We start from the raw sequence: 14,159 nt of genomic DNA on the forward strand, positions 1-14,159 counted from the left end.
TTTTACTGGTTAGTTACAATGTGTATAATGATAAAGGAAGTATTTTTCATCAAGCAGCTTGACGGTCATAAAATAAATATCCTAAGGGTAAATTTAGATAATCGATACTATACAGATAAATGATTGTCATACAAATAACATCTATTAGTGTATAAATTACTGTATTCCTCAACTTCACCCTAAATTAGAGTCTCAAAATGCATGAGATCAGGGCTAAGTTATTTACTGTGACATTGAAAGAAAGTTAGTATCTTATCCATAATCATGGTTCCCACACTACCAAATTAGCCCGCTAAAAATCCAAAAACAGACCATTTAAAATCCACGCACACCCCTCATCACAACAAGAATAGACTTCAATAAAAAATTAGCGCATGTAATATGCACTATGTTCCTATGGCGTAATTTTAAGGATTTACAATGAAAACCTCGCATCAACCATTTTCAAGCTTTATAGGTCATCTGAACAAGTCAGTGTACGCAAAACAACCACTTACCCATTCTTTATGTTCCGGGCGCGTTAGTTTTTCCCATATAAAAGCCATCGATAAGAAAATCGCCGAATGCATCAAACATGGAATATATATTTCAGCTACTGATCAGTTACAGTTACTGCAACTGAGAGATATTATCGTGAAACAGAAGAGTCACTGCACTCAGAAAAAATTAGCAAAATTTGATGAAATATTAAAAAATCTGCCAGCAATAAAATCCGAATCATGCAAGATATGGGAGTTAATTACTGAATATCAAAACATCAACGCAAAAAGGATGGATCTAAAGAAACAACGCAATGATAGTTTCCAGCGTTTGTATTCATATTTCAATGCTATGGCTGATTATGATTATAATGTTCCGCCCGCTGTAAGAATGCTATTTAAAAGATTAATAGCAGCTAAAAATGGAATGCGAATGCTTGCAGAATTCCAACATTTCACACAAATACATAATGTTACAATACCCATTAATTGCAGCATACCTGGAATCAAAAATAGACAGCAGGCTCTTACCGCACCTCCATCAATTTCATTGAACTGGGCTGAAATCAGCAATAAAATTGATGAAATCTTCATGTTGGATTTAGAACTGTATAATTATAAACAGAATATTGATCAGTTACAGAATAAAATAAAGGAAATTGCAGGCACTTTGGTTGTTTTAAATAATGCAGAGTACTTAGAATACCTAAAGTCAACGGCTGGATAGATCGATTTAAGTTTCATGCACCTGGCAACTTCCCCAACTTATCTCACAGGAATATCTAAAAGTGCATGAAACTGAAACTGGCCTGTTTATATAGGCTCCCTACTTGACCATATCATTATTCTTTGCAGATATTTCTAAATAGCTGCGCGGAATAGTAGATCACTTAAAGGGAACTCAGCCCGGATTGTGCGATCTGATCAATCGCCAAATATCCCAAACCACCAACCGGACTGAGCGATGCCGATCATAGCACCAATTCCTGAGGAAGAACGACGACTGATGCGCAAAGAAGCACAGCAGACCCGCGATAAAAATCATGCCAGACGACTTGTAAGTATCCCGCATAATCGTGCCATTCACATTTAGAGATCCTCCGGCATAATCAATCTGCCAACAAAGGAGCTCGCTATGCGTAAAGCCCGTTTTACTGAGCATCAGATCATCGCCGTGATTAAGTCGGTCGAAGCCGGACGAACGGTTAAAGATGTCTGTCGGGAGGTCGGTATCTCTGAAGCCACCTATTACAACTGGAAGTCTAAATATGGCGGAATGGAGGCCTCTGATATTAAAAAGATAAAAGAGCCTGAGGACGAGAACAGACGTCTCAAACAGATGTTTGCCGACCTCAGCCTGGAATGTCGGGCGCTGAAAGACGTTATCGAAAAAAAGCTTTAAAACCAGCCTCTAAGCGTGAGCTGGTCACTCATCTGATAACGACATTCGGACTCAGTATCCGTCAGGCCTGCCGGAGTCTGAACCTGAGCAGAACGGTTTATCATTACCGCCCGGATTCTACGCGTGACGAACCCGTTATTGCCGCATTGCAGGCAGCGGCTGAACGATACCCGCGATACGGTTTTCCGAAGCTTTTCCAGGTTCTGCGGCGACAGGGATACCAGTGGAATGACAAAAGGAACCACCGTATTTACTGTCTGCTGAAGCTGAATTTTCGCCGTAAGGGTAAACAACGACTGCCGGTGCGTAATCCCCCCGCCACTGGCCACACCGGAAGTGCTGAACCAGAACTGGTCTGTCGATTTTATGAATGATGATTTGGTCTGTGGCCGTCGTTTCGCACGTTCAATGTTGTTGATGACTTTAACCGCGAGGCGTTGTCGATTGAAATCGATCTGAATCTGCCAGCCCCACGAGTGGTCCGGGTGCTCGACAGGATCGCGGCAAACCGCGGCTATCCGGCCATGCTTCGCATGGATAATGGACCGGAATTTATCTCGCTGGCACTGGCTGAATGGGCAGAGAAACATGCAGTAAAAGTGGAGTTTATCCGGCCGGGATCTCAAAAAATGCATGGAACTAAAACGGGTCTATTTACACAGAAGCTCAGAATCACCAACTGGCACACCTATAACAACGCTCTAATCAACCGTGGTTCCATGACTTTCTGGCTGGATGACGAGGCGATTAAGTCGTGGTATGACACATCCCCGCCTTCAGCACGCGGAAGACCTCAGCGCTATTCTGACCTTGCCATCACTACCGTTCTGGTGATTAAACGCGTATTCCGGCTGCCCCTGCGGGCCGCACAGGGCTTCATTGATTCCATTTTCACCTTGATGGGCGTTCCGCTACGCTGTCTGGATTACACCTGTGTCAGCAGGCGGGCAAAGTCGGTCAATGTCAGTTTTAAAACGGTCACCCGGGGTGAAATCACGCATCTGGTGATTGATTCCACCGGGCTGAAGCTCTTCGGTGAAGGCGAATGGAAAGTCAAAAAACATGGCAAAGAACGCCGCCGTATCTGGCGAAAGTTGCATCTGGCCGTTGACAGCAAAACACATGAAATCATCTGCGCAGACCTGTCACTTAACAACGTTACAGACTTAGAGGGTTTCCCCGGGTTAATCCGGCAGACCCACCGGAAAATCAGGTCGGTCGCTGCCGATGGCGCTTACGATACCTGGTTATGTCACGATGAACTGCGCCGTAAGAAAATCCGCACCCTCATTCCTCCCCGTAAGGGAGCGGGTTACTGGCCTGGTGAGTATGAGGACCGCAATCGCGGCGTTGCTAATCAGCGGCTGAGCGGAAGCAATGCAAGGTGGAAATGGACAACGGAATATAACCGTCGCTCTATAGCGGAAACAGCCATGTATCGGGTAAAACAGCTGTTCGGAGGTTCACTGACACTGCGTGACTACGATGGTCAGGTTGCAGAAGCTCTGGCCATGGTACGCGCGCTGAACAAAATGACGAAGGCAGGTATGCCAGAAAGCGTGCGTATTGCCTGAAAATCCAGCCAGCTACAGGGACGTTCGCACAGAATCTTATTTATTCAACAAAGCCGAAGGATGTCACAAAACCGGATGCTCTGCGCTGCATTCGCCCAGTGCTTTATGGATTGCTGCCATCTTTTCATCTTTATGCGAGTCACGGATACGCAGGGTGGCGCAGCCCTGCGCCATACAAGCCCCGCAGACGGAAACCAGCGCCACACGGTTCAGGTCCATAATCTCAGTGCGGCTCTGGATGTGTAATATCCGATCAACAAAATGTGTTTCCAGGCTATCACTGTACAAGCATTTATGCTCTGTTGATGAGATGGTGTACCAGACTTGTCAGCAGTTGTTCCTTATCCGTGACCCCATAGGGGGCATAATATTGAACTGCCCCCAGGGTGGTGAACGTAACTGCTTTTGGCGTATTGGAAATGAAAATGCCGCAGGACTCCAGCCAACCTGGGGCACGTTGCATAGTTTCTGCTGCCAGATCACTACCGTCCTGTTTGAAGATCAAATACATTTTTATCAGGCCATTCCCCAGATTCCTGAGCACTGGTGTAGTACTGATGTGTTGATTAGCCAGCAACTCCTGGCACACCGTCTGTACCCGTTCTGTCTGTTCTCGCCAGTCATGTTGTCGGCTATCCACAGTCACAGCCAGGGTAGGTAAATGCCAGTCAACCTGTTGGTATTTGTCATCAATCAACACCTGCGAGTTTTGATAGAACAGGGGCAAAGGGACATCGCCAGGAATAAATTGTAAGTGCGGCGTATTTTTATCGCTGCTGGTTTCAAAGGGGTTTTGTACCAAAATATCCCCTTCTTTGCTGAACTGGGTTAAATACTCAACCATTGGGGTGAAATATTGCGTTTTATTCAAAAAGTTGTCGCCAGCACGCAGTGCTGTTTCTTTGGCAAATACATCATCGTTGTACCTTTTTAGCTCAATGATCGGGGTTTGATTGAAATACAGTGCGCTATCATCTCGCGTTTTACATAATAAAAGATTATTTCTTTGTTTTTCTTGCTCTGCACGGTACGTGGTGAAATCAGGAGTGATAACTCTTTGTCCAGCAAAGTAAGGTTTGGTAGGCTCCTGCTCTATAAAAGGCTGGTCATTTAATGTGATCTTTTTGGGTTCAAACTCAGGATTATTTGGGTAGAAGCGAGTAAGGGATTCCAGTTCGCTATGTAGCCGGGTGTGGCGATCTGCTTTATTATTATCATCGATACCCAGTGTGTCCAACAAGCGCTGTCTCGGTGCCTGAAGCACTTTCTCGGCAAAATCCAGCGCTCTTTGATCGCCAAGCAGCACTATCATATAAGGTGACATGCTCCCTGTTTCATCGTACCCTCCCAGAGGGTACGTCATTTTCTCAATGCTACTTTTACTATCACCCGGCAGGGCATCCATTTTGATAAATTCCCCGACAGGTCTGTCCTGGGTTAGATTTGCTGTACGGACTTCATTATTTTCCTGCTGGAGCGGAAAAAATTGGCCAATCATGCTTCGATAATTATGAATAATCATATTGGTTATTTACTCGTTTGTAGAGAAAGGGGCCATCATGGCCCCGGGGAAACAGGTTCAGTCTGCCAGTTGATCGTTTAACAGACGATGGGTAATAAAGTGCTGTAGTAGTGGTTGCTGTTGATCTTTCATACGGGCAAGATGAGTGCTATCGACGTTGGCCCCCAGGTTATGCAAAGTGGCGGCTGCCTGGTCCAGATCGTCTACCATGTAGTAGGTGAACAGTGAGAGTACCTGATGGGTTTCTGGGTGGGTTGCGCGTGTCGGGAACTGACTGGCATACTCTCTGGCCAATTCTGCCCGGCTTTCATATAACGCTATCAGTTTAGGGTCTGCCTTTAACGCTTTGAGAGAATGGACTCCCTTCTGGTAAAAGTCCTGAATATCATGAGTGATATCAATCAATTTATCCATGGAGAGAAGGTTGTTGGGGCTGTGACTCATTTTGACGTGTTGTAAATCTCGTTCCAGCGGTTCCCTGAATTGTTCGTTAGTGCGTTCCCGCAATTGGGTTCTGGCAGGAAATGCCTTATTTTCGGAGCAATCGGGCTTCAATTCGGCATTCTGATCGTAGTTCATTAGCATGGGAACGATAGTGAGCACGTCCTCAGTTAAATCTGCAGAGGAAAGCTCCAGTTTCGGGAGCTTATCCAGAACTTCGGGTAGGTTATCGTAAGTGCTTATCTGTTTATTGAATAATTCCTCGTCGGTGATTTGTAGCCCCTGTTCACTGAATTTTGCCACAGTTATTTTTTCTAGTGGTTTAAGTGCGTTGCCCGTCAGGCTTTGCCTTATTTGCGCGTTAAGAGTTTCTTTTTGTTCTTTTAATGCTTCGAGAAATTGTTGAGGCTCGGCATCACGGAATTCACCCAATACGAAACGTTGTAATGACGTGAGATGCAGGGCTTGTTCAAGTTCCTGTGGAGTAAGGAAAGGTTGGCACCGGTCAACACCATGGAAGGTCATCAATTCGGCATCGCGTGATTCCGTTTCGTTTTTGCCGCTTGCAGAACGGTGATGTACAATCATCTCGGTGCGAATACCTGTTTCAATCGGCGTTGTGTTGTCGGGGTTACGAATAACCACATAGCTGGCTCCCGGTATATGACTGAATTCTTTTTGCAGGTCGTCCATCGTCGGGAATTTTGTTGCCGCTTCGCTTTGCGTAAAACGGATGGTTTTTTCGGTATCATAGGGGAACGCAGCCAGGCACTGTTCGTTGTTGGCCTGCTCGGTACCTGCGGTACGTGTGGTAATCAGTTTAAACTCGGCAGCATAATTACTGTTGTCAAAGTGATACATCCACTCCCGGTATTTACCGTCGTCTTTAGTGGCTGGGTTGTTCATAAAACGAAAGTTGGAAACTGCAGGGGTATCGCCTAGCTGAAAAGCCGCTTTGAACAGTTGTAATGGCGTCAATTTGGCGTTTATACAACGTGGGTCGGTAATGTGTGATTTAATATTTTGGGTGGAAAAATCAAGTTTGGCATAATCATCTTTTTTTACGGCATGGCTTGCCATTTCTTCATCATAGAATTGTTTGAAATTGGAATAGGCTCCCTTATCGACCTCGCAGGCGGAAACACCATAGGTTCCCCACTCATTTAACAGACTACTGAACGGTTCTTTCAGATCGTCGTCAACGAGCGAGAGGAGAGCCTGGCGCAGTTGTGCCGTTTTGTCGGATTCTGATAACTGTTTGTATTGGCTCTTTTCAACCTCACCTAAATCGGTGATGGCCTTGAATCGGCCAGGCGATGAAGAACTAGAGCTATACGGGCTAAGAATAGTATTGATCATACTAGGGTTTTTCATTATCTCAATGGCATCGCAGTGTGTAACCTTATCTATAGATTTGATCCCCATTGCCTTTTTTAGTGTAGATAAATCCACCTGATTTAGTTTCATAGTATTGTTTGTAACGATCGAAAACTGGTAAACGATCCCTTTGTTTTTATCAATCACAAAACGCTCATCGCCATGGTCAGTCTTTGCCTCGACAACAGCGAGGGGATAATGAGTTTGTGTCAGATGGGTATTACTAATATTAGGCATGCATATTCCCTTGATGATTTAGTGGTGAGAGTGTTCATAATTCCGTGTCATGTTAAAAATTTTACAGCGTCATCACATTATTCAGTCTCCCTTCAAAATAAATAGCTAACTGCGACAATGTCAAAAGAACTACACCAGGTTCGTTTTTTCCTTAAGGAACATCAATGGCATAGTTAGGGCTGCGTCAACAGTGTTGTGATCGCATGCGAAATTCTCATAATATAATAATCCAGATGAGATTTTTATTTACTATGTGTCCGTCTGCTTGTTACAAGAACAGATATTTCAAAAGGAGCAATGTAGTATGCAATATCCTGCATCAATTTCAATATGTAGGTCGAGGCAATAATAGACTACGGCAGATCAATAAAATCATATTCCATTAGATCATAAATACAATAAATACAATAAATACAATAAATATAATAAATGCAATATGATAAATATCATGCCAAAAATAGCATTTGTGCTTAATAAATATACCAATGTATATAATGCATATCCTTGAATGTTTTCAGTGCATAGATGAGGTTAAGTCCCAGAAAACGATATGGCTATGGTGTTTCTCATAAAATTTATGTGCTTTTTCATTTAAATAAGTGATTCGAATATTGTTACATTTTTGCCAGCACATGCTTACCTCCTGGGAATGGGCTGAGGGTTTCCATAAAATGCCGGACTTTTTTCAGCAACTGCCTGATCTTACCCAGCGATAGTGGACACACGACAGGAGCGTCAATGCGGTGGCCGAATCGTTCTCCAGTTCGCTGAAAAAAGAGCGCATCAGGAAACGCATATATAAAACCCGGGATCTGGCCCCTGTAGTGGCACAGTAAATTTGGCCACCTGATTAAAGGTGATATTCTCACCTCAACACAAAACAGGTGACTTAATGAACAAGAAAACTAAGCGTACTTTCACCCCCGAGTTCAGGCTGGAATGTGCACAGCTGATTGTTGATAAGGGCTACTCATATAGACAAGCCAGTGAAGCGATGAATGTCGGTTCTACCACGCTTGAGAGCTGGGTACGCCAGCTCAGGCGAGAGCGCCAGGGGATTACGCCCTCTGCCACACCTATTACTCCAGACCAGAAACGTATCCGCGAGCTGGAAAAGCAGGTTCGCCGCCTGGAGGAACAGAATACGATATTAAAAAAGGCTACCGCGCTCTTGATGTCCGACTCACTGAACGGTTCACGATAGTTGCCAGACTGAGTGACAGCCACACGGTTGTCAGCCTGTGTCCTGCTCTGGGAATACACCGCAGTGTAACGATAACCACAACAGCTCTATCGGATTCAGCCACGGGGAAGACACTGGCAGGAACAGCAACCGGAACTTCGTGTTCTTTTCCAACCAGCGTTCCACTTTGCGGCTTTTATGAATGACGTAGTTATCAAGTACCAGCGTAATGGTTTTCGCTCATCGGTATGTGCGCCGTAATGCTTCTAACAGGCTGATAAATAAATCAGAACTCTTACCGCTGCCACTGGCATAGTGGATTTTCCCGGTACCCGAATGTAGTGCGCCTGCCAGATAATGCTTCTGGTTCTGCCCCGGCGTGGCGATACGTTTCTGTTGCTCTTTGGGTATCCAGTCCGCGCCAATTTTAGGGTTCAGGTCGATATCGACTTCATCCTGATAAAACACGGGATGTTCTGCCGGAGCCTCATTCAGCGCCTGTCCGATGGCAAGCTGTTTTTCTTCATACAGCGGGTCCCGGATTTTCAGCGTTGGCGAGGCTCTGCGCCAGACAATGCCCGCACGTTTCAGGTATCGGTGCAGAGTGGGGCTATGCAGTGTCAGGTTAAAAATCTGGTTGATGATGCGGGACAACAACTCTGTACTCCAGCGTGAGCGCAACCAGCCAAAATCCTTTGGGGAGCGCTGAACCAGCAGCGGAAGCACCTGAAGAATATCGGTAACCGGCCATTGTGGAGCACGTCCCGGCCTGAGGCTTTTTAAGCCTTCAGCGCCATGTAAAGTAAACCAGTTTATCCATCTGCCGACAGATGAGCGGGCAGCACAGAGTATTCTGGCGACATCGGTAACGGTCATTCCCTGATGCTGCATCAGCATAGCAATGAGTCGTCTGGCATGATTTTTATCGCGGGTCTGCTGTGCTTCTTTGCGCATCAGTCGTCGTTCTTCCTCAGGAATTGGTGCTATGATCGGCATCGCTCAGTCCGGTTGGTGGTTTGGGATATTTGGCGATTGATCAGATCGCACAATCCGGGCTGAGTTCTTTTTAAGTGATCTACTATTTTGCGAAGTTATTTAGTCGCTGACGACTAATGAGGTTGAACTCACTCACCAGCTTTATGCCAGCCAGCGGCCAAACTTTAAGCCCTTCGAGATGATCATTGCATCAACATTACATACGTCACATACGTCACATACGTCTGCAGAACTAAATCGCCACGCCTTTACCAAACACATCTGCCTCCATAATGGACTCAATTATGAGCATAGTCATCCCACATAACGAGAACTATCTGTTCGATGATGATTTCGATTCTATTACCGTCAAAATGACTGTTCTAAAAGACCATATATTTATTGCTTTTCAACTCTGCAAAAGAATTAGCCTTTTCATAAACTTCCCCTTACCACTGCTGTGCCACCATAGTTTTTATTTGGTGGTCATTCTGGTGGTCTTGACAAACAGCAAATTCAAGTTTAGCCAGTTACTAACAAAAGCGATCCCAGTCAGAGAGCCAGATTTTAGTATTAAGACATCTCAGTGAGTCTTAATGCCTTATAAAAACAAGCAGTTAGATTAACCCGGCTGTCATGAAAAGGATTGTCGTGTTTTTTCATATCTGTAGTTTTGGCGTCCGAGCGCTTCACGGTTCGTTAAATAAATAGTCTTTCACTATGGCACTCACTGACACTGCTATCCGCTCAGGCTATTACGACTTTAAAGCAGGTTAAATGCTTTTCTGGCGATGGCATCCAGCACTCTGAGTAAGTCAGGATGCTGACGCGAAGAGCCCATTAAAAATGAACATGAGCCGTCAGAAAAAATCATATTATTGCAGTCTATATTTATAATTAACAGCCGGATAAATAGACATATTATTTACGCATTAATTCTACAGAAAAATTCTCCTTTTTAACTGATATAGCATTAAGATTAAAAGCCTGCAAAATCTTAGCGGTAGATTTTCCATTTGGCGTATTATTAAAAAAAGCCGACATTAACTTCTAGCCCTTTAACCAGGCAGTGTTCGCTAATGTATCCTCATTAATGACATTTTCTCTGATCAAAGTTGATGCATCTGTCCTACCCATCCCCCTGAGACTGCTGCCAGTAAATACTGATATTGTGCTATGTGACTGGCAAAATAAGGTAAAGTTCCCCCATCCATGGGTTGGTATTTAAAGTTTCGCTACTCCCGCTCCAGACAGACGTTCCCCCGTAGGGGTTGTATTCCTCCACACTAATGATGCAGCCATCCTCATCCACCTTCAGCCCACAGTTTCCCGTCAGGTTATCGTAGCTGTAACGCAGCCCATCATTATTAAGCCCCTCCGGTTTTCCACTCTCCCAGTGCAATAACCGCACGTTACCCGCTACCACTGTCTGCAGGCTTTCTCCACTGCTTTTCGTTCGCAGCTCCAGCCCCGGCAGGTATACCACCCGTTGCGTCTGTGTCCCGCTCCCTGTCCGCCGCCGACTTCCCTTCACCACTCGCTGGCTTCTCGCATCGTAACGATAGTATTCCCAATCGTCCTGCGTTCCCTCACGTTCCACTGGCGTCACCTGCAACAACTCCCCACGCGCTGTCCATGCCAGTGTCTGGCCTGGCTGAAGCTGAAGTTGCTCCCCACCCGGGCCAAACTGCATTTCCACCTCTGCTGGCGTCGCCGCCAGAGAACGCAATACGGCCCGGTTACTGCAGTCGCTGACGGTGATATATGTCGTGTAACCGTTGCTACTCCCCGGCGCGCTGTGTCGTATCCGACTCAGGTTGTTGTCGCTGTCGTCGGTATAGGTGCGTAGATAACGGGTACAGGAGATACTGTCGGCGGGGAAGAAGGAAAGGTTCTGTTGGCCTATATTAACCTTTTCCCGCCCGCTGGCGCTAATCAACTGGTAGAGGCTGTCATAACCGTATTGGTTCTCCGGCTCCACTTGCTGGTTGCGCCAGAACCGGGTTTCTTCTGCGTCATTGCGAACACATTTCACGTTGCCTACCGGGACATATTCATAACGCAGGTCCTGAAGCACTCCTGTCCCCTGCGGATGCCCTGCCGGACGTTCTGTTTTTATCCTTTTCAGCCGCTGCGTCTGTGGCTCATATTCCCGGCTTACCCCCCCATTACCGTGCTCCTCCTGCAATACCTGTCCAGCGGCGCTTCGGGTAGTCGACCTGACAATGACCTGGCATCTGCCAATACATCTATCTTTGGACAGTTCCTTTTCATTCTATTAGTGATATTAAAGCGTGAAAATGAATTACGACATCATTCGCAGCTATGACATTTCCTTGAAATAATTCATCTACTCGGCAAAACAAAATCTTTCATCTATAATGTTGATCAATTCATATCTACATCTCACTCACTTATTTTAACCACGGATGCAAAGAAAAGTTTTTGCAAAGGTTATTTTTATAATATCAGTCTTGGTGACATCCAACTTAATTATCGCAGAATCACCTGCTTACCCATCATTGGATCTACTAACATTTAATTAATCTACGCCATAATATCGGCTAATTTTATTTTTAGTCGCACGATTTTGTTCAAAAAAATCGCATTAGATATCCCTGTCATTTTTAACGATAACTTTTTAATGTTTTTTTTCATTTTTATGACGATATTATCGTCTTATCCAATAATCGAAGAGATTTACAGATCCCCCAAGGAGTGTGGTCCAACAAGCCTGTGTTTAAGAAGACTTTAAATTGCTGACAAGCCCAAAGTCATTTTGCCGGATGGCGGAATAAAATGCCTTATCCGGCCTACAACAAGCAATACAGATACTCCAGCCCAGAACAGCCAGCAATGTGGTCGGATATTTAAAGGCCTGACATGCCCGCGCTGATGTTAACCGGCATTCCGGAACGGCGTTCCAGCACCTCATTAACCCGCGAAGTATCAACGTCATCCCCTTTGATAAACGTGCTCAGCACTGGCGTAACGGGCAATGGAACTTTTTTGTCTGATTCAAATTCAGCACGGTTGCGCGAAAGCGGTTCGTGTACCTCCAGCCAACGACTGCCATCCGGCTCTACCGAGAATTTAACAGGCCTATCGATAATCTGAACGCGGGTTCCGACAGGAACATTGTCGAATAAATATTTAATGTCGTCATTGCGTAAACGGATACAGCCCTGACTGACACGAAGGCCAATACCAAAGTTAGCGTTGGTGCCATGAATGGCGTATAACCTACCGATGTATATCGCGTACAGACCCATAGGGTTATCCGGCCCCGCTGGCACCATCGCGGGCAGCGTTTTTCCCTCTTTAGCATATTCCCGACGCGTATTAGCCGTTGGCACCCAAACCGGACCATCTTGTTTGCGTTCAACCGCAGTTATCCAGTTGCGCGGCGTTTCACGGCCAGCCTGACCAATACCAATGGGCAATACGTCTACCGTATTCGTACCTTCGGGATAATAATAAAGGCGCATCTCGGCGACGTTTACCACAATACCTTCACGAACGGTGTCAGGCAGAATCAACTGCTGCGGCACTACCAGTGTGGAACCAGACTGAGGTAAAAACACATCCACGCCGGGATTAGCTTCAAGCATATTACTCAGCCCCTGACCGTAGCGGGCGGAAAATGCCTCTAAGGGCTGAGTATTGTTCTGCGGTACGGCGATCGTGACAGGACGTCCTACCAGACGACTGCCTTCGGGCGGCAATGGATAGCTTATAGCTAGCGCGAAATGGCTTACCAACAAAACGAAAAGCGGAAAAAAAGGTGTGATACGACGCATTATATCCCTTCCTCTGTCGCGGCAGGCGTGCGTTAAGTATAGCTTTTTTCTCACATTGCTGATGTTGTGCTCCGGGGTTATGTTGCGTTTGCGTTTTCCTCCGGCAGGACAATATTACTGGCCGCCAACTCTCCCATGTTGTGGAACATCGCGCACGCGGCCTCCACGATAGGCATCGCCAGCGCTGCGCCGCTCCCTTCACCTAACCGCATTGCCATATGTAAATAGGGCTCCATCGCCAGATGCGCGAGCGCGATGCGGGCGCCCTTTTCCGCCGAAAAGTGCGACGGGATCAGGTAAGGTCTGACCGCAGGCGCAATCTGACAGGCCGCCAGCGCTGCCGAGTAGGAAAGAAAACCGTCCAGCAATACGGGTAAGCCACACCTTGCCGCGCCAAGCATCACGCCGGTCATCCCGACCAGATCAAAACCACCTACCTTCGACAATACATCAATGCCATCACGCGGATCGGGCTGATTAATCGCAATCGCCCGCCGCACGACCTCCACTTTATGATCTATACGGGAAGGCGGAAGATTCGCGCCAATCCCCACCACCTCTTTTGCATCATTTCCTGTAAAAACGCTGACCATCGCGGCGGCTGGCGTAGTGTTCGCCATTCCCAGCTCCCCCACACCAAATAAGGTCACGCCGCGTTGCGCCAGGTCGCAAGTGTAGCGGGAAACCGCCAGCAAAAGCTCCTCAGCCTGAGAGCGACTCATCGCCGGGCCAACGGCGATATTTCCGCAGCCGCGCGCGACGCGCATATTAACTACGCCAGGAATAGGTTCGGCATCAATACCGACATCAATGACATGCACCTTCGCACCGGCCTGAGCGGCAAGCACGCATACGCCGGTTGTTCCCCGCGTCATATTCGCCGCCTGAATCGCCGTCACGATTTTGGGCGAAACCGCCACGCCTTCATCCCAGACGCCATGGTCGGCGCACATCACCAGCATCGCCTTTTCGCCTACCTGCGGCGCACCGTGAAGACCCGGCATTCCTGCGAGCTGAACAGCTAAGGCTTCCAGTCTCCCCAGGCTGCCCGGCGGTTTGAGCAGGCCGTCAATATGTTGCTGCGCCCGCGTCATCGCGTCGGCATCCGGCGCGGGAATGTCACGGAGTAAAGCGTGTAGTGTCTGCATAAGATGTCTCGTCCGTAATAA

The 14,159-nt window shown here is 46.7% G+C and carries 8 protein-coding genes and 6 pseudogenes; 6 read left to right on the forward strand and 8 right to left on the reverse strand.

Translation table 11 applies throughout. The features are described from left to right. Positions 1-420 precede the first annotated feature (420 nt). The 5 genes and pseudogenes from AC3G3F_RS21640 (at position 421) to AC3G3F_RS21660 (ending at position 3,455) form a co-directional block, all read left to right on the forward strand. A complete protein-coding gene (locus AC3G3F_RS21640) occupies positions 421-1,206 on the forward strand; it encodes a hypothetical protein (protein ID WP_488395745.1) in 786 nt (261 codons plus the stop codon). A 237-nt stretch (positions 1,207-1,443) separates the two neighbouring features. Next, positions 1,444-1,545, forward strand: a pseudogene (locus AC3G3F_RS21645) (IS630 family transposase); the annotation flags it as partial. Between the two features lie 69 nt (positions 1,546-1,614). Continuing rightward, positions 1,615-1,881: a transposase gene (locus AC3G3F_RS21650; RefSeq protein WP_053508161.1), complete on the forward strand. Its 267-nt coding sequence runs from the start codon at positions 1,615-1,617 to the stop codon at positions 1,879-1,881. Continuing rightward, complete coding sequence (locus AC3G3F_RS21655) at positions 1,842-2,255, forward strand: IS3 family transposase (protein ID WP_488395747.1); 414 nt, start codon at positions 1,842-1,844, stop codon at positions 2,253-2,255. The genes AC3G3F_RS21650 and AC3G3F_RS21655 overlap by 40 nt, the downstream gene beginning before the upstream one ends. Before the next feature lie 63 nt (positions 2,256-2,318). After that, positions 2,319-3,455 carry an IS5 family transposase gene (locus AC3G3F_RS21660; protein WP_488395749.1) on the forward strand — a complete coding sequence of 379 codons (1,137 nt, stop codon included), beginning with the start codon at positions 2,319-2,321 and terminating at the stop codon, positions 3,453-3,455. Positions 3,456-3,524: 69 nt separating this feature from the next. Here the strand turns inward: AC3G3F_RS21660 and AC3G3F_RS21665 are convergent. The 4 genes and pseudogenes from AC3G3F_RS21665 to AC3G3F_RS21680 form a co-directional block, all read right to left on the reverse strand. Continuing rightward, positions 3,525-3,664 (reverse strand): annotated as a pseudogene (locus AC3G3F_RS21665) (IS630 family transposase); the annotation flags it as partial. Positions 3,665-3,747: 83 nt separating this feature from the next. After that, a complete protein-coding gene (locus AC3G3F_RS21670; protein ID WP_488395751.1) occupies positions 3,748-4,977 on the reverse strand; it encodes a hypothetical protein in 1,230 nt (409 codons plus the stop codon). 57 nt (positions 4,978-5,034) lie between these two features. After that, a complete protein-coding gene (locus AC3G3F_RS21675) occupies positions 5,035-7,032 on the reverse strand; it encodes a hypothetical protein (RefSeq protein WP_079836989.1) in 1,998 nt (665 codons plus the stop codon). A 614-nt stretch (positions 7,033-7,646) separates the two neighbouring features. Then, positions 7,647-7,727 (reverse strand): annotated as a pseudogene (locus AC3G3F_RS21680) (hypothetical protein); the annotation flags it as partial. A gap of 161 nt (positions 7,728-7,888) precedes the next feature. Here AC3G3F_RS21680 and AC3G3F_RS21685 point away from each other — a divergent pair. Next, positions 7,889-8,301 (forward strand): annotated as a pseudogene (locus AC3G3F_RS21685) (transposase); the annotation flags it as partial. Here the strand turns inward: AC3G3F_RS21685 and AC3G3F_RS21690 are convergent. The 4 genes and pseudogenes from AC3G3F_RS21690 to cobT all read right to left on the reverse strand — a co-directional run. Further along, a pseudogene (locus AC3G3F_RS21690) lies at positions 8,300-9,211 on the reverse strand (IS630 family transposase); the annotation flags it as partial. The pseudogenes AC3G3F_RS21685 and AC3G3F_RS21690 overlap by 2 nt on opposite strands. Before the next feature lie 1,222 nt (positions 9,212-10,433). Beyond that, a pseudogene (locus tag AC3G3F_RS21695) lies at positions 10,434-11,432 on the reverse strand (RHS repeat domain-containing protein); the annotation flags it as partial. A gap of 628 nt (positions 11,433-12,060) precedes the next feature. Next, the gene (ldtA, locus tag AC3G3F_RS21700; RefSeq protein WP_079814078.1) at positions 12,061-12,990 is read right to left on the reverse strand and encodes a L,D-transpeptidase; all 930 of its coding nucleotides are present in this window, start codon (positions 12,988-12,990) and stop codon (positions 12,061-12,063) included. A 77-nt stretch (positions 12,991-13,067) separates the two neighbouring features. Then, the gene (cobT, locus tag AC3G3F_RS21705) at positions 13,068-14,138 is read right to left on the reverse strand and encodes a nicotinate-nucleotide--dimethylbenzimidazole phosphoribosyltransferase (protein ID WP_023249072.1); all 1,071 of its coding nucleotides are present in this window, start codon (positions 14,136-14,138) and stop codon (positions 13,068-13,070) included. Positions 14,139-14,159 lie beyond the last annotated feature (21 nt).

The sequence above is a fragment of the Salmonella sp. FC25216 genome (genome assembly GCF_057751355.1).